This window comes from Phenylobacterium sp., assembly GCF_036264965.1.
In the GTDB taxonomy this organism is placed as follows: Bacteria; Pseudomonadota; Alphaproteobacteria; order Caulobacterales; family Caulobacteraceae; genus Phenylobacterium.
Genome location: NZ_DATAPY010000087.1, coordinates 1 through 18,658, shown reverse-complemented (window position 1 = coordinate 18,658; position 18,658 = coordinate 1). Strand labels below are relative to the sequence as shown.

At 68.1% G+C, this 18,658-nt stretch carries 14 protein-coding genes; 6 read left to right on the top strand and 8 right to left on the bottom strand.

Annotated elements, in window-relative coordinates; translation table 11 throughout:
- Positions 1–61 precede the first annotated feature (61 nt).
- Entirely contained in the window at positions 62–2,197 is a 2,136-nt protein-coding gene (locus tag VHS75_RS10975) for a S9 family peptidase (protein WP_329638654.1), read from the bottom strand.
- A 118-nt stretch (positions 2,198–2,315) separates the two neighbouring features.
- On the opposite strand from VHS75_RS10975, the gene VHS75_RS10970 reads away from it, so the two are divergent.
- From VHS75_RS10970 to VHS75_RS10955, 4 genes are read left to right on the top strand one after another with little or no spacing between them, the layout of a single operon-like run.
- Positions 2,316–3,326: an NAD-dependent epimerase gene (locus VHS75_RS10970; protein ID WP_329638653.1), complete on the top strand. Its 1,011-nt coding sequence runs from the start codon at positions 2,316–2,318 to the stop codon at positions 3,324–3,326.
- Between the two features lie 56 nt (positions 3,327–3,382).
- Positions 3,383–3,994 (top strand): (2Fe-2S)-binding protein, encoded by a 612-nt coding sequence (locus tag VHS75_RS10965; RefSeq protein WP_329638652.1) that lies wholly within the window; start codon positions 3,383–3,385, stop codon positions 3,992–3,994.
- Positions 3,994–4,989: a xanthine dehydrogenase family protein subunit M gene (locus VHS75_RS10960; protein ID WP_329638651.1), complete on the top strand. Its 996-nt coding sequence runs from the start codon at positions 3,994–3,996 to the stop codon at positions 4,987–4,989. The genes VHS75_RS10965 and VHS75_RS10960 overlap by 1 nt, the downstream gene beginning before the upstream one ends.
- A 2-nt stretch (positions 4,990–4,991) precedes the next feature.
- The gene (locus VHS75_RS10955) at positions 4,992–7,268 is read left to right on the top strand and encodes a xanthine dehydrogenase family protein molybdopterin-binding subunit (RefSeq protein ID WP_329638650.1); all 2,277 of its coding nucleotides are present in this window, start codon (positions 4,992–4,994) and stop codon (positions 7,266–7,268) included.
- Here VHS75_RS10955 and VHS75_RS10950 read toward each other — a convergent pair.
- From VHS75_RS10950 to VHS75_RS10935, 4 genes are read right to left on the bottom strand one after another with little or no spacing between them, the layout of a single operon-like run.
- Complete coding sequence (locus VHS75_RS10950) at positions 7,265–8,554, bottom strand: nucleotide sugar dehydrogenase (RefSeq protein WP_329638649.1); 1,290 nt, start codon at positions 8,552–8,554, stop codon at positions 7,265–7,267. The genes VHS75_RS10955 and VHS75_RS10950 overlap by 4 nt on opposite strands.
- Positions 8,555–8,603: 49 nt before the next feature.
- On the bottom strand, positions 8,604–9,032 hold the full coding sequence (locus tag VHS75_RS10945) for a DUF4112 domain-containing protein (protein WP_329638648.1): 429 nt from the start codon (positions 9,030–9,032) through the stop codon (positions 8,604–8,606).
- 48 nt (positions 9,033–9,080) lie between these two features.
- Entirely contained in the window at positions 9,081–10,061 is a 981-nt protein-coding gene (gene dgcA, locus VHS75_RS10940; RefSeq protein WP_329638647.1) for an N-acetyl-D-Glu racemase DgcA, read from the bottom strand.
- A gap of 2 nt (positions 10,062–10,063) precedes the next feature.
- Complete coding sequence (locus VHS75_RS10935) at positions 10,064–12,634, bottom strand: polar localization protein TipN (RefSeq protein ID WP_329638646.1); 2,571 nt, start codon at positions 12,632–12,634, stop codon at positions 10,064–10,066.
- A 465-nt stretch (positions 12,635–13,099) separates the two neighbouring features.
- On the opposite strand from VHS75_RS10935, the gene VHS75_RS10930 reads away from it, so the two are divergent.
- Positions 13,100–13,930: a hypothetical protein gene (locus VHS75_RS10930; protein WP_329638645.1), complete on the top strand. Its 831-nt coding sequence runs from the start codon at positions 13,100–13,102 to the stop codon at positions 13,928–13,930.
- Here VHS75_RS10930 and VHS75_RS10925 read toward each other — a convergent pair.
- The 3 genes from VHS75_RS10925 to VHS75_RS10915 form a co-directional block, all read right to left on the bottom strand.
- Positions 13,927–14,154: a hypothetical protein gene (locus VHS75_RS10925; RefSeq protein WP_329638644.1), complete on the bottom strand. Its 228-nt coding sequence runs from the start codon at positions 14,152–14,154 to the stop codon at positions 13,927–13,929. The genes VHS75_RS10930 and VHS75_RS10925 overlap by 4 nt on opposite strands.
- A gap of 95 nt (positions 14,155–14,249) precedes the next feature.
- On the bottom strand, positions 14,250–15,110 hold the full coding sequence (locus VHS75_RS10920) for a polysaccharide deacetylase family protein (RefSeq protein WP_329638643.1): 861 nt from the start codon (positions 15,108–15,110) through the stop codon (positions 14,250–14,252).
- A gap of 51 nt (positions 15,111–15,161) precedes the next feature.
- On the bottom strand, positions 15,162–15,767 hold the full coding sequence (locus VHS75_RS10915) for a DedA family protein (RefSeq protein ID WP_329638642.1): 606 nt from the start codon (positions 15,765–15,767) through the stop codon (positions 15,162–15,164).
- A 414-nt stretch (positions 15,768–16,181) separates the two neighbouring features.
- On the opposite strand from VHS75_RS10915, the gene VHS75_RS10910 reads away from it, so the two are divergent.
- The gene (locus VHS75_RS10910) at positions 16,182–18,404 is read left to right on the top strand and encodes a hypothetical protein (RefSeq protein ID WP_329638641.1); all 2,223 of its coding nucleotides are present in this window, start codon (positions 16,182–16,184) and stop codon (positions 18,402–18,404) included.
- Positions 18,405–18,658: the final 254 nt, after the last annotated feature.

The following is an 18,658-nucleotide window of genomic DNA, read 5'->3' as shown; positions in this document are numbered from 1 at the left end:
CGTCCCTAGCCCATAACGCAGAGTTACGGCTTCGGATCACCGCAAGACGCAGCCAAATCGATCACTTCGGCGTGGTCATGGCTCCCGGCGACGGCGGCGCGGGCCCGTCCTTCAGGTAGTGCGCCAGCCAGGTGTCGACCTCCGCGTAGAAGTGGCGGCTGTCCTCGGGCTTCAGGATCCAGTGCCAGGCGTCCGGCCACACCAGGAGCCGGCTCGGCACCTTCATCCGCTGCAGGGTCGACCAGTTCTCCAGCGTGTTCCCGATCGGCACACGGAAGTCGCGCTCGCCGATTGACAGCAGCATCGGGGTCTTCCAGTTCTTGGCGTAGGTGATCGGGCTCTGGTCGCGCCAGATCGGGTTGCCCTCCCAGGGCGGCCCGCCATTGGTGACCTCGCGGTTGTAGATGCCGTCGCTCATGCCCCACTGGCTCTCGAGATCGACTTCGCCGGCATGGCTGACCAGGCACTTGTAGCGGGTGGTCGTGGCCTCCAGCCAGTTGACCATGTGGCCGCCGTAGCTGGCGCCTAGCGCGCACATCTTCGTCCCGTCGATATAGGCATAGCGCTTCAGCGCCTCGTTCACCGCCTGGTCGATTTCCAGGCCGGGCGTCTTCAGCGGATCGAGCTTGATCGCCTGGGCGAACTTCTCGCCGAACCCGGTCGAGCCCGTGTAGTCGGTCATCAGCATCACGTACCCGGCGGCCGTCAGCAGGTGGTAGTTCCACCGCAGCCCGATCGCATCGGCGTTCATGCTGGCCGCGCCGCCGTGGATGAAGACCAGCAGCGGGTACTTCTTCGACGGATCGAAGTTCGGCGGCAGGATGATCATGTTGTGGATCTGCCGCCCGCCGGCGCTGGTGAACCAGAAGTGCTGCGGCGCCTGCCAATCGAAGGTCGCGGCTTCGGCGGTGTCGACATTGGTCAGGTTGGCGTGGGTCTTGGCCGCCGGGTCAATGCGCACGATCTCCTCGGGACTGACCGAGCTGCCGTAGTTGGCGATCAGGAGCGGTTTGGCCGCCTTCTGCGGGATGGTGAGCGCGCCATAGCCGCCGGTGGCCGGCTCGATGACCAGGGCCGGTTTCCCGCCGGCGGTCGGCACGCTGTAGAGGTTGGTCTTCCCGGCTTCCGGCACGAGGATGTAGGCCGTCTTGCCGTCCGGAGTGATCTGGAACCGCTCCGGCTCGCGGTCGAAATCCTTGGCGACGGTGGTGATCTCGCCGCCGGCCGGCCAGGCCACCTTCGAGAAGCGGGCGAGGTTGTAGATCTCCTCGGTGCGCGGCGCGTAGCCGAAATAGAGGCTCTTGCCGTCGGCGCTGAAGGTAGGCGAGCGGAAGCCGCCCTTGGCGGGCGTGACTGGCTGGGCCTCGCCGCCGTCCACCGGCAGGCGATAGAGCTGGTAGTTCACCTCGCTGAACGCCGAGTTCCAACGCTCGACGGTGGCGGAGAACACCACCTCCTTGCCGTCCGGGCTCCAGACCGGCGACAGCGAGATGCTGGTCTCGCCCTCGGGCCCGGAGAAGCCGGGCGTATGGGCCAGCTTGGTCGGCGACAGGATGTCCCTGGGCTTCGCGCCGGGCTCCAGCCCCACCACCTCGATGGCCGGCATCCGCTCGTCGAGCCACTCGTTCCAATAGCGGATCGGGAAGTGCTCGTAGGTGCGGACGTTGTATTTGCGGGCCTTCTTGGCGGCGATGGCCTTCTTGTTGGCCTCGTCGTCCAGCGCATTCGGATAGACCATGGTCTCGAACAGCAGCGCCTGCCCGTCCGGCCGCCATTGCGGCCGGGTCGCCGCGGTCGCGAGGCTGGTCACCCGCCGCGCCTCGCCGCCGCCGATCACGTCCAGCACATAGACCTGATCGACCTCGTCGCCCTCGCGCTTGGTGGTGAAGGCGATCTTCGTCGAGTCCGGCGACCAGACCACGCCGCCCTCGGCCGCCTTGGTGTTGGTCAGCCGCTTGGGCGCAGCGCTGCCGGCCGTTGGAACCAGCCACAGGTCGCTGATCGCCTTGTCCGGCTCGTAGGACGGCTCGGTGATCGAGAAGACCACCCACTTGCCGTCCGGGCTCACCTCGGGCGAGCCGACGCGCTTCATCATCCACAGGGCTTCGTGGGTGAGCGGCGTCTTGGCCATCGCCTGCACTGACGACAGACCAGCGACCGCGACGGCCACAGCCGCCAACAGAGTGGAAATCTTCATGACGCCCCCGCGAAACTGAACGGCCTAGTCTTAAGACCCCCGGCGGCAGAGTCGAGCCGCCCGACGGCCCGTTTCACGACGTTTGAACTTCTGCCCCCAAGGTGGCACAGCGGGACCCATGGCGATCCTGGTCACCGGCTCGGCCGGCTTCATCGGCTTCCATCTGGCCCGCAAGCTCTTGGCGCGCGGCGATGAGGTCGTGGGCCTGGACGACCTCAACGCCTACTACGATCCCACGCTGAAGGCCGCGCGCCTGGCGATCCTCGAACGCGAGGCCGGCTACCGCCACGCCAAGGTCGACCTGGCCGACAGGAAGGGCGTGGAGGCCGTCTTCGCTGAGGCCCGGCCCGAGGTCGTGGTCAACCTCGCCGCCCAGGCCGGCGTCCGCTACAGCCTCGAAAGCCCGCGCACCTACGTGGACTCCAACGTCGTCGGCTTCCTGAATATCCTGGAAGGCTGCCGGTCCGTGCAGCCGAAGCACCTAGTCTACGCCTCGACCAGCTCGGTCTATGGCGCCAACGGCAACATGCCGTTCAACGTCCACAACGGGGCGAACCACCCGATCACCCTCTACGCCGCCACCAAGCTCGCCAACGAGGCGATGGCGCACAGCTATTCCCACCTCTTCGGCATCCCCTCGACGGGCTTCCGGTTCTTCACGGTCTACGGCCCCTGGGGCCGGCCGGACATGGCGCTCTTCAAGTTCACCGAGGCGATGCTCGCCGGCCGCCCGATCGACGTCTACGGCGAAGGCAATATGCAGCGCGACTTCACCTATGTCGGCGACATCGTCGATGGCCTGATCGCCGCGATCGACCGTCCCGCCCAGATCAATCCCAGTTGGGACCCGGTCCATCCCGACCCGGCCACCAGTGGCGTCGCGCCCTGGCGGGTGCTGAACCTGGGCAACAGCCAGCGGGTCGAACTGATGCGCTACATCGAAGTCCTGGAGCAGAAGCTGGGCATCAAGGCCAAGCTCAACCTCCTGCCCATGCAGCCCGGCGACGTGGCCCGCACCGAGGCCGATGTGGCCGAGACCAAGACCGCGCTGGGTTATGCACCCTCGACGCCGATCGAAGTGGGCATCGGCGCCTTCGTCGACTGGTACCGCGAGTACTACGCCGCCTGATCGGAACCGCTCCGCCGCCGCCGGGTTCTTGAGCCGAACGTGGCGCGAGAGGACGGATGGCGCACGACAGCGAACCCGAACGGCGTCCTAGCCGCAGAGGTATTCTGGCCGGCGCCACGGGCGTCGCCGCCCTGCCGCTGGCTGCGGCCGCCGCTGCAAAGCCCGCCGCGCACCACCCTGCGCCGGGAGGCAGGCCGCACATGGACATGACGCTCACCGTCAACGGGCGCGATCACCGCCTCGCCCTCGATCCGCGTACCACCCTGCTGGACGCGTTGCGCGAGCACCTCGACCTGACCGGCTCCAAGAAGGGCTGCGACCACGGCCAGTGCGGCGCCTGCACGGTGCACATCGATGGCCGCCGCGTCCTCGCCTGCCTGACGCTGGCCGCTACCGTGCAACGCCGGAAGGTCACGACCATCGAGGGCTTGGCCCACGACGGCGTCCTGCATCCGATGCAGGCCGCCTTCATCGAACACGACGCCTTCCAGTGCGGCTACTGCACGCCCGGCCAAATCATGTCCGCCGTCGCCTGCGTCCAGGAGGGCCACGCCAAGACCGACGAAGCGACCCGCGAATATATGAGTGGCAACCTCTGCCGCTGCGCGGCCTATCCGAAGATCGTCGCCGCGGTTCGCGACGCCGCGGCGAAGATGGAGCGCGCCTGATGCGCCCGTTCCACTATGAGCACGCCGCCGACCGCGCCCAGGCCTTGAGCCTTGCGGCCGCCTCGGCCAACACCCACTACCTGGCCGGCGGCACCACCCTCGTCGACCTGATGAAGCTCGACGTCATGCGGCCCGCCACGGTGGTGGATATCAATGCCTTGGCCCGCGATCACAGCGAGATCGCCGCCGACAGCGACCACCTGCGCCTCGGCGCCCTGGCCCGCATGTCCGACGTCGCCGAGCACCCGGCCGTGCGCCGCGCCTTCCCGGTGATCGCCCAATCGCTCGACCTCGCCGCCAGCCCGCAGATTCGCAACATGGCGAGCCTCGGCGGCAACGTCCTGCAGCGCACTCGCTGCACCTACTTCCGCGACACCCACTGGGCCGCCTGCAACAAGCGCAAGCCCGGCTCCGGTTGCGCGGCCCTGGAAGGCGCCAACCGGAAGCTCGCCGTGCTCGGCGTCAGCGACCACTGCATCGCCAACTATCCCGGCGACTTCGCCACGGCGCTGGCCACGCTCGGCGCCACGGTCGATGTAGAAGGTCCCGCCGGCCGCCGCGTCATCGCCTTCGAAGACCTGCACCGCCTGCCGGGCGACACGCCGCACGTCGAAACCACCCTCAAGCCTGGCGAACTGATCACCGGCTTCAGCGTCCCAGCCGGACCCTGGACGCGCCGCTCGCTCTACCTGAAGGTCCGCGACCGCCAGTCCTACGAATTCGCCCTCGCCTCGGCCGCCGTTGCCCTGGACCTCGACGGCGGGACGATCCGGACATCGCGCATCGGCCTGGGCGGCGTCGCCGCCAAGCCCTGGCGCAGCCATGAAGCCGAGGCCGCGCTGCAAGGCCATCGCCTAGACGAGGCGAGCGCCCGCGCCGCCGCCGACGCCGCCTTCGCCGGCGCGACCGCCCACGGCCAGAACGCCTTCCGCATCGAGCTCGGCAGACGCACCCTGGTCCGCGCGCTCCTCCAGGCCGGCCGGATGGAGGTCTGACCATGGCCGACGATACCGGACACCTGCGCGCCCATCATATCGGCCAGCCCGCGACCCGCATCGAGGGCGCCCTGAAGGTCACCGGCCAAGCCCGCTTCGCGTCCGACGAGGCGCCCGCCAGCCCCGCCTACGCCGTCCTGGTCACCAGCGCGATCGCACGCGGCCGGATTCGAGCCATGCATCTCGAGGCCGCCCGCGCGGTCCCGGGCGTGCTCGACATCCTGACCCACGCGAACGTGGGCTCCGAGATCAAGTCTCCGATCGGCCCCGACGGTGGTCCGACCACCACGACCCTGGAGACCGACCGCATCTGGCATGACGGCCAGATCATCGGCATCGTGCTGGCCGACAGCATCGAGGCGGCCCAGGAGGCTGCCGACAAGGTGGTCGTCGACTACGAGGCCGAGACGCCCAGCGCCACCTTCGACAGCCCCGGCGCCGAGATCGAGCCGAAGAAGGCCAACCCGGAGTCACCGCCGCCCGCGAAAGGCGACGCGGCCGCCGCCTTCGCCTCGGCGGCGGTCAAGGTCGACGCCCGCTACTCGACGCCGACCCAGCACCACAATCCGATGGAGCTCTTCACCACCACCTGCGTCTGGGAAGGACCGAGGCTGATCATCTACGAGCCCACCCAGTCGATGTACGGACTGAAGGGCGCGGTGGCCCGGCAACTCAGCCTCGACCTCGCCAATGTTCGCACGATCTCGCGCTACGTTGGCGGCGGCTTCGGTTCGCGCGGCACGGCCAGCTCCCGCACAGCCTGGATCGCAGTCGCGGCGCGGCGCCTGAAACGCCCGGTCAAGCTGATGGCCAGCCGCGCCGACGGCTTCACCATCGTCACCTACCGCGCCGAGACCCGCCACCACGTCCAGCTGGGCGCCGACCGCAGCGGCAAGCTGGTCTCGGTCAGCCACGAGGGCCGGGAGATCACGTCGCGGCCCTCGAAATACAACGTCGCCGGAACCGCCACGACCGCGCGGATGTACGCCAGCCCCAACATCGCGACCAAGGTCAGCATCGTCCACGCCGACCGCAATACCCCGGGCTTCATGCGAGCTCCGCCGGACACGCCCTACATGTTCGCCCTCGAATGTGGCATGGACGAGCTCGCCTATGCGCTCGACATGGACCCTGTCGAGCTGCGCCGCATCAACGACACCCAGACCGACCCGGTCGATGGTCTGCCCTTCTCCAGCCGCTCGCTGATGAAATGCTTCGACCAGGCCGCCGCCAGGTTCGATTGGGCCAAGCGCAATCCGAAGCCGGCGTCGATGCGCGACGGCGATTGGCTGATCGGCCTGGGCTGCGCGACCTCCTGCTATCCGTCCAACATCGGCCCGGCGGCGGCCCGCCTGTCGCTGACACCCCAGGGCAAGGCCACGATCCAGATGGCCGGCCACGAGATCGGCACCGGCGCCTATACGGTGGTCGCCATCACCGTCGCCGACAAACTGGGCTTGGCGCTCCGGGACGTCACCGTCCTGATGGGCGATTCCGACCTGCCGCCGGTGCCCGGCGCCGGCGGCTCCAACAACGCCGCCTCCACCACCAACGCCGCCGCCAAGGCGTGTGAGGAGATCCGAAGCCGGCTGGCCGTGGCCGCCGTGCGCAACAACGCCGGGCCCTTCGCGGGCGCCGACCCCGGCGCGCTACGGCTGCGAGACGGCGCCCTGGTCGGCCCCGGCGGCAAGTCCGAACCGCTTCCGACTGCCCTCGCCCGTGTCGCCGGCGGCGCGCTCGAAGTCCATGTGGAGAACGTGCCCGCTGGCCTGTCGTCCGAGGCCGCCGCCGGCCTTTACGAAGGCAAGATGGCCATGTCCCGCGGCACGGGCCGCAAGGACGTCACCGCCTACGCTTTCGGAGCCCATTTCATCGAGGTCCGCGTTCATGGGCGCACGCGCGAGATCCGCACGCCGCGCATCGTCTCGGCTTTCGCTGCCGGGACGATCGTCAACCCGCTGGCCGCCTACAGCCAGTTCATGGGCGGCGCCATCTGGGGCGTCTCCTCCGCCCTGCACGAGGCCACCGAGATCGATCCCAAGACGGCGCGCTACGTGAACACCAACCTCGCCGACTACCTGGTCCCGGTGAACGCCGACATCGGCCAGCTCGACGTGATCTTCGTGCCGGAGGAGGACCCGCGCGTGAACCCCCTCGGCGTCAAGGGTATCGGCGAGATCGGCATCGTCGGCATGAACGCCGCGGTCGCCAACGCGGTCTTCCACGCCACAGGCAAGCGCATCCGCGACCTGCCGATCCGCATTGAGGACCTGCTTTAGAGGCGTAGGTCAGTCGCCTCTTTCGGCAGCACGCTCTTCACGTCGAACAGCACCGCCTTCGGCGCTCCGAAGGCGCGGATGGCGTCGGGGCCCAGCTCCACGAACTGTCGGTGCGCCACAGCCAGGACGATGGCGTCGTAGGCGCCCACCTCGGGTTCACTGATCAGGTCGAGGCCGTATTCGTGGCGCGCCTCGTCGGCGTCGATCCAGGGGTCCCAGACATCGACCGCGGCGCCGCGCCCCTGCAGGTCGGCGATGATGTCGATGACGCGGGTGTTGCGCAGGTCCGGGCAGTTCTCCTTGAACGCCAGGCCCATCACCAGGACGCGTGCGCCCTTGGCCGCGACGCCGCGTCGGTCCATTTCGGCCGCTAGCTGGCGAGCCACGTAGGGGCCCATGCCGTCGTTGATCCGCCGCCCGGCGAGGATCACCTCGGGGTGGTAGCCCAGCTGCTCGGCCTTGTGCGTCAGGTAGTAGGGATCGACCCCGATGCAGTGACCACCCACCAGGCCCGGCCGGAAGTTCAGGAAGTTCCATTTGGTCCCAGCCGCCGCCAGCACCTCTGAGGTATCGACACCAAGCCTCTGGAATATAAGGGAGAATTCGTTAATCAGGGCGATATTCAGGTCACGCTGAGTGTTCTCGATCACCTTGGCCGCCTCGGCCACCCGGATCGAGCTGGCGCGGTGCGTGCCCGCCGTCACCACCGCCGAATAAAGCGCATCCACAAACCCGGCGGCCTCCGGCGTCGAGCCGGCCGTCACCTTGACGATATTGGCCAGGCGGTGCGTCGGATCGCCCGGATTAGCCCGCTCAGGACTGTAGCCGGCGAAGAAGTCGAGATTGAACGTCAGGCCCGAAACCTGCGCCACCACCGGCACGCAGTCTTCTTCCGTGGCGCCGGGATAGACTGTCGACTCATAGATCACCACGCCGCCCTTGCCGATCGCCGCGCCCACCGTCCGGCTCGCCGCCATCAGGGCCGAAAGGTCTGGCCGCTTCTGCGCATCGATCGGCGTCGGAACGGTGACGATGAAGACGTTGCAGGCCGGGAGGTCTGCCGGATCGGAGCTCAGCTTCAGCCCCTTGGCCGCCGCCAGCTCCGCCGTCGAGACCTCAAGCGTCCGGTCCTCGCCTTTCAACAACTCGGCGATCCGCCCGGCCTTGATGTCGAAGCCAATGACCTCCTGCTCGGCGGAAAACGCCACCGCCAGCGGCAACCCCACATAGCCCAACCCGATCACCGCGATCTTCGCAGGCGTGCGGGTGAAGGGATTGGTCAGCATAGGGATCTCGCGCCGTTTCAGGACGCGCGGTCACTAGCACGGTTTCAGCTTAGGGCGATGGCCGGCTCACAGGCCGCGCCACAGGCCGCCATCGCGGGTCCAGCGCCTGCGCCTCCGCCGGCCCGTGGCGCGCCTCGATGTCCTTCTGCAGCGCATTGGCCGCCATGAACTGGCCGCGGAACAGGGTGTCCATCGCCCAGCCGACGACAGGCACGTCGCTCATGGCGCTGTTGATCGCCATGTAGGCGGCCATCCGCGTCAGCGTCCAGGGTGCAGCCTTGGCCTTCACGCCCTCATAGAGCAGCAGGCCCGCGCACCCGAGGCTGTAGACCGTGCCGGCCACCGGCACCCAGGCCAGCACCCCGTCCAGCCCAAGGCCCCACGGCCCGATCTTGATCAGCTCGTCGGACAGCCGCTTGATGCGCTCAGCGTTACGCCAAGCGCGGTGGGCGCGGTCGCGGTCGGTTTCGTCGTCCATGGCCCCTTCGGAACGTCCTGGATGACCGGGAAGCTCCAGCGGGCGCGCCTAACCCCAAAGATCAGATGAAGGCGGCGCGATCATCGAGCCCTCGATAGTCAATCCCGGCTCGCGGTCGCGGGTCAGCAGCAGCGGCCCGTCGAGGTCCACCACCTCCGCGCCCTGGGCCAGGATCATCGCGGGCGCCATGGCCAGCGAGGTCGCCACCATGCAGCCGACCATCAGGCCGAGGCCGGCGGCCCGGGCGTCGGCGGCCAAGGCCAGAGCCTCGGTGAGACCGCCGGCCTTGTCGAGCTTGATGTTCACCAGGCCGTAGCGGCCGACGCAGGCGGCCAGTTCGGCGCGGGTGTGCAGGCTCTCATCGGCGCAGAGCGGCACAGGGCTGTCGTAGCCTTCCAGGGCGTCGTCTTCGCCCGCTGGCAGAGGCTGCTCGACCAGCATGACGCCCAGCCGCACCAACTCCGGCGCCAGGCGGCGCAGGTCGTCGAAGGTCAGCGCCTCGTTGGCGTCGACGATAAGGCGCGCGCGCGGCGCGGCCTCACGCACCGCAGCCACCGCGTCCAGATCGTCGCGCGCGCCGATTTTCAGCTTCAGCATCGGGCGGCGCGCATTGGCCCGGGCGGCTTCCGCCATCGCCTCGACCGGCCCCAGGCTGATCGTGAAACAGGTCTTCACCGGGTCGAGCCGCGCGCGCCCGGCCAGGGTCCAGGCGCGGACGCCCGCCCGCTTGGCCTCCAGGTCCCAGAGCGCGCAGTCCAACGCATTGCGCGCCGCGCCCGCCGGCAACAGACCCTGCAGTTCGGCGCGACCGCAGCCCGCCTCGATCCGGGCCCGCGCGCCTTCGATCTGCGCCAGAACGTCCTCGACCGTCTCGCCGTAGCGAGGATAGGGCACGGCCTCGCCGCGGCCCCGGTGCGGACCCTCCGCGATCTCAGCGACCACGACCTCGGCTTGCGTCTTCGCGCCCCGGGAAATCACAAACGGCTGCGCCAGAGGCCAGCGTTCGACCCGGGCGGCCAGCGCCGCCACGTCTAGACCAGGTCTCCCGCCGCCGCGTCGAGGAGCAGATAGAGTCGGCCGGCCTCGTCGCCCAGGAGGGAGGCCATCAGGAAGCCCTCGGGATCGCGCACGACCGCGTCGTCCACCAGGGTCTGGTAGCGGCGCACATAGACCTGCACCTGCCGCTTCAGCCCGTCGTCGGTGACCAGGCGCCGCGCGATGCGCCGCGTGGCGGCCGGAGCCAGGCGCTTGACGACCTCGCGGGCGCCCTCGATGTCGCCGGTCTGCACGGCCGCGGCGATCTCGTCGATGCGGGCCTTGGGCAACAGGCGCGCGGGTTCCACGCCCATCTGCGCCAGCTCGTCGCCCAGGATGTCCTGCAGCCGCTCGCCGTCGGCGTCGGCGCCGTCGATCGAGGCCAGCAGGTCCTTCCAGGTCCAGGATTCGCCCTCGTGCGCCGGCTCGCCGGCGTCGGCGGCCACACCGCCGGCCGCCTCGAAGACCGCGGAGAACTCCTCATCCGTAGCCGTGGGGGTGAGTTTCAGCTTCAGGCGCGGGCGCAGGCCCGGATCCTCGACGAACGGCGCTTCGGCATCAGGCGCCGCATGAACCGGCGCAGGCTCCATCAGCGCTTCGAGTTCCAGCTCCAGATCATCCAACTCTTCCTCCGCCGCCGCCGGCGCGGGCTCAACCTTGGCCACGGCGCGCGGCTTGGCGACGCGGGGCGCAGGCGGCAGGACTGGCGGCGCGAGCGGGGCCGTCGGCAGGGACGCCGAGGCGCCCATCAGCCGCACTGCCTCGCTCAGCATCTCGAAGTTGCGCCGCGCACGCTCCTGGAAGCCGGCGTCGATCGCCTGGGCTTCCTCAGCCGTACGCCGCGCCTGGGCGGTCAGCGCTTCCATCCCGTCGGTGACCGCCGCGCGCACCAGATCGATCTGATCCTGGGCAGTAGCGGGCAACTGGGCCGCGCGTTTGTCGACGTCAGCCATCATCTCCTGCAGGGCGGCCAGCGAGGCGCGCGCGGCGGCGGCGCCCTCCTCCAGGCGCTTCGCCGTGGCGGCGCCCGCCTGGTCGACCATGTCTGAGGACTGCTCCACCAAGGCGCGGGCCTCGGTCAGCCGCGCCTCGAACACCTGATTGGCTTTCTGGCCGGCGGCGAACGCGGCTTCCGACAGTTGGTCCACCTGCTCGCGCGCGGCGGCGGCGTGGCTGGCGGCGGCGGCGCGGGTCTCCTCGGCGGCGGCGCCGAGCGCGTCGATTGCGGCGCGGGTCTGGGCCTCCAGCTGGGCGCGCTGCTCGGCCGCGGCCTCGGAGACCGTCTCCAGCGACTGTAGCGTCGACTGGCCGAACTCCTCCCGCTCGGCCTTGGCCGTTTCCGCCAGGTCGTGGAACTGCGCGGCCGCGTCGGCCATCAGCGCCCGCAGGCTCTCGCCGCCCTTCAACGCCTGGTCGCTGAGCTCCTGCGACGAGGTCCGCGCGTGCTCGATGAAATCCGACAGCTTGGCCGCATGGACCTCGGCCTGGTCAGCAAAGCCGGCGTGGTCGGCCTTCAGCTCCTGGGTCAGGGTGATCAGGGCCGTGCGCTGTTCGCTCAGGCCGCCTTCGACGGCGCGCACCTGCTCGGCGACGCCGGTCCCCGCCGTCTCCAGGCGCGCAATATGGCGCGTCAGGTCTTCGCCGGCGGTGCGGGCCGCATCGCTCGCCTCCCCGGCCGCGGCGGCCAGGTCGGCGGCGCGGGCAGCGAGCACGGCTTCCGCTTCGCGCAGCTGGGTGTCGGCCAACTCCGTGGCCTCCGCGACCATCTTGGCCTGCTGGCTGATGCTGTCGGTGACGCGGGTCGCCTGGGTGTCGAGGCTGTGGGCCAGTGCGCCCATCTCAGAGCGCTCCCGGCCCATGGTCCCGGTCAGTTCCTGCGTCGAGCGGATCGAGCTCTGAGTGGCCTCCAGAAGCTGCTCGGTCTCCATGGCCAGCGCGTCGCGCAAGGCCAGCAGGGTCTCGCGCGCCTCGTCGGCCGCCAGGCCGGCGCGGTGGATCTCGTCGCGGACGCCATGCGCCACGTCGCCGGCCCGGGCGGCGGCGATCACGGCGGGGCTCAGCATCTCCTCGGCCATGGCCTTGGCGCGGCGGGCCTCGGCCCCCAGCTTCTGGCCCTGGCGGATCATGTAAGCGCAGGCGAAGACGAAGACCGCCGGCCCCACGGCCAACATGCCGAAGACGGCCAGTGCGAACACGTCGTTGCGGAACGGCGCGATCGCGTTGCGGTAGCCCACGGCGAAGGCGAGCGGGGCCAGGGCCCAGAGCACCGCTACGGCGAAGGCCACCAGATAGATCGGCCACCCCGACGGCGGACGATAGGGATCCTTCGCCGCGTCCTGATGCAGCTGCATTTCGTTGCGCCGCGGCGCCGGCGTGTTCGGATCGACGGTGGTGACCGGCGAGCGCCATCCGGGCGGCTGTAAAGGCGCGTAGGGCTCGGTCTCAGGCTCGTACTGCGTCGCCGGCTCGGAGTCGTCCTCGTCCCACTCGGGCGACGGATCGGCGGCGAGGCTCTCGCGTGGCGAGGTCCCGAAATCCGCCGGCCGGTTCCGCTTCTTGATCCTCATACGCCTCTTCCGTCGGTGCGGCTGGACGACCCCTGCTCCCCGAACATGGAAGACGCCGCCGCCGCCCGAGAAGGATTACCCGCGATGGGCGCCGACGCAAACAGCCGTCCGCGCCGCAGGCGCCTGTCAGTGTCGATCTGATCGGAAGTCCGGCTAGACGGTGAACGCGCGTGGCGAGCGATTCGACCGCCACATGCGGCAGACCCTGCGGACGCATCGGGGTCTATGCGATCGACGGCATGCCGGAGAGGCGGCGCCCGCCTGGCGGCAATTCCAGCTTGGCCGGGCCGGAGGAAGCGCTGGCGGCCTCGCACTTCGCCCATAGAACGGTGTTGCTACGGTGCACGCGATCGCGCATTGGCGTCGGTCAAAGACATTGAGTAGGTTTCGATCCGTCGGCGCCATCGGCGCAGAGGCGGCCAAGCGGCGCGCAATGCTAGCCACGTATTCTGCCGAGAGGGTTTCATGCAGCATGGGTTGACCGCGATTGCGCGAAATTACGGCACTGACAAAGGGGCCTTGGAGCACGGATACACTATCGTATACGATCTTCTGCTTGCGCCGATGCGATATTCTCCCGTCAATATTATGGAGATTGGGCTTTCGAGAGGCGGGCCTGAGGTAGGGTATTCTGCAGACCGAGCCGTCTTCGATATACCGTCGGTCCGGATGTGGCATGATTTCCTGCCGCACGCGCACATCTACGGTGTAGATATCTCCGACTTCTCCGATTTTGCGACCGACTGGTTCACGTTCTTGCGCGCCGACTGCGGGAGCGCTGAGGAACTCCGAAATATTGCCAATAGAGGCGTGGAGTTCGACATCATCGTGGATGATGGCTCGCACGCGTCGTTCCACCAGCAACTGACCTTGATCGAGCTCTTCAAGTGCCTGAAGCCGGGTGGCCTCTTTATCATCGAAGATCTAACCTGGCAGCCGTCGGAGTATGAGCAGGCGCTGCCGCGAGTGCCCAAGACGGCGGAAGTGTTGTTCGAGCTCTGCGAGTTCGGCCATTCCCCTCACATTCCGGAGGAAATATCCAACCAGATCGCATCGCTGCTGATCTTCGACGAAGACGAGCTGATGCGAATGCGCCGGCGGTACAATCTGCTCACAAAGGACACCCCACGTCGGGGCCACTATGCTGACGGGACCACGACCGGCGCCCAGCATATGCGCTCACACTTGAGGCGCATCTTTGAAAGCCTTCAATCCGTCGTCGACGCCACCTTGGGGCGCCGGCGTAGTGCGCCTCGCACCAAGCTCGCTGTGATTCAGAAAGCCTTCAACAGCTAGACGGTGAGCGCGCGTGGCGGCTGGCGCGGCTGTGGGCAGTCCGTCAGCTTGACGCCCTTGCGGTGCGCCCCGACCGGCGTGGCGTGGGTCCGCGCGATCACCCGCTCCACCGGCGCTTGGGCCTGCTCGACCTGCGTCGGCTCCAGGGTGACGCCGAAATGCGACATCGCGACAGCCGACGAATGCACGACCACCGTGGCGACAATCTCGGTAAAGGTCGTCATCGCCGATCCCCGGCTCCGAAGCGATTCCGTCGACTGGCGTTATATCGCAAGCCAGGCCGTGGCGCGACGGTTTGGGACGTGAATTTTGCGTAATGTTATCGGCCGCTGGCCGCCGCGCCGCCGGCTCGGGCCGGGCGTCCCCAATGCTCCTGGACATAGTCGAACACCTGCCCCATCGGGGCGCACCAGACGTCGAGCGCGGCCACATGGGCCAGGATGCGGTTGTGGGTCGCCACGCTGGCGTCGCCGTCCGTGCGCCACTGCGGCAGCACGTCGTGGAACACCAGGATCGCCCAGCCGCCCTGCGCCACGGTCTCGTGCAGATAGCGGATCGCCGGTGCCACGCCGTCGCCCTCATAGGTCGGCTCGAACGCATGCAGGTGCAGGGGATCAGCCACGGCCTCCTGCGGCCGGTTGGGTCCGCCGGCGGTGGTCCGAGCGGCGACCACCCCGTCACGCTCCAGCACCCGGCGATAGCGCGCATAGCGGGCGTGTCGTGCGCCCTTGCCGATGCCCAGATAGCCGCACGGATAGGCGAAGGTCCGCGCGCGGTCGGCGCCGAAGTGGCTGTCGAGATAGCCTTCCATGGGGTCGATCTCGGCCTGCTCGAAGCGGCCGACGCTATAGCCGGAGAGCGCGCAAGGATGGGTCATGGTGTGGTTGGCGACCTCGTTGCCGTCGCGCGCCAGGGCCTCCCAGTCGGGAAGCCGCCAGTGGGCGTTCTGCTCCGTCAGGAAGAAGGTCGCCTTCAGGCCCAGCCGCTTCAGCTCAGGCACGGCGTTGTCGAGCTGGCTGTTCAGCCCGTCGTCATAGGTCAGGCTGACCGCGCCGCACGTCCCGTCCGGCCAGGCGCGATCCGGTTGCGCCCGCGCGACGCCGCCCAGCGCCTCGCCGGACAGGGTCAGGCCGGCCGCGGCGGCGAACAGGGAACGTCGGGAAAGGCGCGAGTCGGCCATGACGTATCAGCGCTACGCCGCGTCGCGGGCCACCGCAACGGACCTCGCGGCTCAGTTGTCCTGGGCTGCGGTTTGCGCCGCGGTCTGGCGCCGGCGCAACAGGTGGCGGACGCCCCAGAAGATCACCACGAAGGCCACGATTCCCCCGGCGATCGTCAGGGTCCAGCGCCCCGCATGATGGTCGTGGCCCAGCAGGTCGTGCACCGCCTCGCCAAAGATGAAGCCGGCCAAGGTGAAGGCGCTGGCCCAAAGCACCGCGCCCGCGATGTTCAGCAGCGTAAAGCGCCAGGTCGGCACCTGGGAGACGCCCAGCGCGATGGGGCTGGCGATCCGCAGGCCGAAGATGAAGCGGAAGGCCAGAATATAGCCCACCGGGTACTTCTCGATGAAGGTCAGCGCCTTGGCGAAGGCCTGCTGCTGCGTGGCCCGCACCACCCAGCGGTGGCTGCGGAACCGCCGGCCGGCCACGAACAGCAGATGATCGACCAGTCCGGATCCGGCCGTGGCGCTGAGCAGCACCAGCCAAAGCTGCAGGATGTGCTGGCGCGCCAAAATGCCGCCAACGATCAAGGCCGTCTGCCCCTCGAACCCCGCGCCCAGGAAGATCCCGATCGGCCCGTACTGTCGCAGGAACTCTTCCATCGCCTCGCCGGCCACCCCAAGGGAGAGCGCTCATAGCACGGGCCGCGACCAGGTCATCGGCGGATTGAGCGTCCCGGCGAGGCATGACGCCGTATTGAAATGGGACTAGCTTTGCCGCGGAAAGGCGGAGAGTGAGAACGTTGAATTAACTGGGATGGTTTAGCGTGTTTCCGGTGATTACGGGCCCACCAAAAGGGCGCGGATCGCAGGTGGGCGTGACTTCTTGTTGAGGGATTGCCATCGGATTCTGGCGGAAGGGACTGCGGTGTCGGGCCGCGGACCGCAAGCTCCCCCAGACAATCTTGATGGCGAGCAGCTTCAACTAACGGCGTCGTCCAGCTGAGTTCGTGCGGGCGTCATCGCGACGCTCGACCTTGCAATGCGTCTAAGCCGCCGCGCCTTGGGGGCGTCCGGCCGAGAGGATACTGGATGATTTCGCGCCGAAGCCTGCTGACCGGAATGTCCCTGATCCCGCTGGCCGGCGGCATCGTCGGCTGCGCGGCGCGTGCTGGCGGCCTGGCCGCCGCGCCGCTGCCGGGCGGCGCCATCCCGGTGGTGGGGCCTGGGACACGCTGGAACGGAACGCCGCTCTCCGGCGGAACCCCGCCGATCGACCCTGTGCGCACCACCGCCAAGCCCGCGGTTCATTGGCTGGTCCCGTCGGACCTGCGTCTCGTGTCAAACCTCACCATCGGCGTCGACGCCGACGCCAAGGGCGGCCTCAAGCAGGTCGACTTCTGGGTCGAGGGACAGGTCCAGACGGTCACCGCGCCGTCGATCTTCACCGACACCGACGCCAACGGGAACTCACGCTCCCGCTATGGCTACTGGATCACCCTGAACGCCTCGGCCTTCAAGATCATCAGCACAACCGGCGAGGCGCGCCTCTACGCCACGGCTATGCCGAACGATACGACCATGCAAAGCCGGGTGATCGGGTACGACTTGGTCAACGGCGGCCTCACCGACGGCAACTACCCAGTCTCGGTCTTCCCGCGCGCTGTCGCCAACGATTTCACCCTGAACGTCCGCCTGGACGGCGCAGGTGGGGCCTACACCTCGCTCAACGCCGCCATCGCGGCGGCGAAGACGATCAACACGGGCGGTGCCCCCGCTGAGGCGCCTCTGATCGTTTTCCAGCAGACCGGGACGTATGCGCCGGTGGACATCGGCTCCATCTACGGCGGCGGCAAGGGCTTCTGCACGATCACTCATGCTGCGGGTATCACCGCGACGATCGCGCGTACGTCCTTCACACCGAACAACTCCAGCACTTGGCGCTGGACGCCCGGCTGGGACGGGATCGAGTTCCGCGGCGCCGGCATCCTCTTCGACATGAAGAATTGGTGCGGCTTCGTCTTCTCATCGAAGGCCGCGTGGTTCAACGGCTGCAAGTTCACCAGCTCCGCCGGAAGCCGCGACACCGTCTATTGGAACGGCGGCCCGCCCTATTCCTCAGGCGAGGCGGGTGCCAATCTGGGCGCCGGCCCGACGGCCCCGAGCTATTGGGACGACGTCTATGTCGAGTACGTCAGCGGCATGATGCAGGCACAACGCTACTGCCAAGGGACCCAACACAACTCAGTTTATGGCGACGTCTTTTCGGGCACGCATTACCTAGCGCGGAACTACACACGCTTCACCAACAGCGACTTCTATCACAACAACCTGACCATGCTCAGCGTACTCTACACGAACCCCGGCGGCCACACGACCGCGACGGTGACCAAGACCGGATCGGATGGCGCCACCAGCACCTTCTCGCTTCAGGTCGATGGGACAACGGTGCTGGGGCCGTTGACACTCGGCAAGTACATCGGCGACGCCAACCTCACCATCCAGGACCTGGCCAACACCATCAACACCTTTGGGAACGGGTTCTCCGCGACGGTGGGCAACGGCCGCGGCAGCTGGCGCGCCTCAGTGCTCGGCGGCGAGGGCGGCGGCAGCAATCCGACCGTAGCGAACTGCTTCGGCGTCACGGTGGCCATCACCGGCTACCTCGGCATCCATGCCGACTGGTGGCAAGGCTATGACGGCAGCAACGCGACCCGCCAGAACGTCATCATGCGCGGCAACATCGCGCGCGACGGGGCCTTCAGCGGCATGCTCAACAACGACGATGTGGGCAATCCGAACGACAACTCCTGGGACCACATTCTGAAGGGGAACGTCTGGCTGGGAACGGCCGACGTCCCGACCGGGTTTGGCAACACCGCAGCGACCCAGCTGTGCAGCCACTACGTTTTCGAGAACAACGTCCACGAACCGGCGGTCGCGCGGTTCCAGGGCAACGGCGGCGACAAGGTCTATTCAAGCGCCAAGAACAACATCATCGGCGGGGCCTACACCAACCAGAGCGGCACCTTCACGTGGACCGACGACGCCCCCTGGATCAACAACTTCTACACGCCAAGCTACCAGGGCCCGATGACCGGCGGCGGCAATGCGGGGAACGTTGCGGTGACGACGTTCAGCGCCTTGTTCGTAGACTACGCCAACGGAGACGTACGGCCCGCCGTGGGGGGGGCTCTTCTCTCCAACCTCTTCCCGAAGGTCAACGCCCTCGATGGACGGCTAAACGCCTTTGCGAGCACCGACGTCATCGGAGCTTGGGCGAAGGGCGATCCGCCGTACACTTATCCGTTCTGAAGCGGCTTTCGCCATAGGGCGAAGGCAAAGTGGGACAGACCCGCGTCTCGTAACTCCCGGTCCGCATCTAGAAACGTCTGCATCAATGGGCTGTCGTCAGACGTCAATGCTTTGTAACTGGCTCCAGCGCCCCACCTTCCACCCGCGATCAGGTCGCGGGAAGATGCCGTCATCTCAGCGATAGGGGGCTCGGTGCGGAGGCTCGTTGTATCGGGTGACGTGATAGTGGTCGCGGATGGCGCGGACGCTCATCG

What these genes read in the sequence shown, in the direction of transcription:
- VHS75_RS10965 (WP_329638652.1), top strand. Translation starts at nt 3,383, where the DNA reads ATGGCGCACGACAGCGAACCCGAACGGCGTCCTAGCCGCAGAGGTATT.
- VHS75_RS10960 (WP_329638651.1), top strand. Translation starts at nt 3,994, where the DNA reads ATGCGCCCGTTCCACTATGAGCACGCCGCCGACCGCGCCCAGGCCTTG.
- VHS75_RS10930 (WP_329638645.1), top strand. Translation starts at nt 13,100, where the DNA reads ATGCAGCATGGGTTGACCGCGATTGCGCGAAATTACGGCACTGACAAA.
- VHS75_RS10970 (WP_329638653.1), top strand. Translation starts at nt 2,316, where the DNA reads ATGGCGATCCTGGTCACCGGCTCGGCCGGCTTCATCGGCTTCCATCTG.
- VHS75_RS10955 (WP_329638650.1), top strand. Translation starts at nt 4,992, where the DNA reads ATGGCCGACGATACCGGACACCTGCGCGCCCATCATATCGGCCAGCCC.
- VHS75_RS10975 (WP_329638654.1), bottom strand. Translation starts at nt 2,197, where the DNA reads ATGAAGATTTCCACTCTGTTGGCGGCTGTGGCCGTCGCGGTCGCTGGT.
- VHS75_RS10920 (WP_329638643.1), bottom strand. Translation starts at nt 15,110, where the DNA reads ATGGCCGACTCGCGCCTTTCCCGACGTTCCCTGTTCGCCGCCGCGGCC.
- VHS75_RS10925 (WP_329638644.1), bottom strand. Translation starts at nt 14,154, where the DNA reads ATGACGACCTTTACCGAGATTGTCGCCACGGTGGTCGTGCATTCGTCG.
- VHS75_RS10935 (WP_329638646.1), bottom strand. Translation starts at nt 12,634, where the DNA reads ATGAGGATCAAGAAGCGGAACCGGCCGGCGGATTTCGGGACCTCGCCA.
- VHS75_RS10950 (WP_329638649.1), bottom strand. Translation starts at nt 8,554, where the DNA reads ATGCTGACCAATCCCTTCACCCGCACGCCTGCGAAGATCGCGGTGATC.
- VHS75_RS10910 (WP_329638641.1), top strand. Translation starts at nt 16,182, where the DNA reads ATGATTTCGCGCCGAAGCCTGCTGACCGGAATGTCCCTGATCCCGCTG.
- VHS75_RS10945 (WP_329638648.1), bottom strand. Translation starts at nt 9,032, where the DNA reads ATGGACGACGAAACCGACCGCGACCGCGCCCACCGCGCTTGGCGTAAC.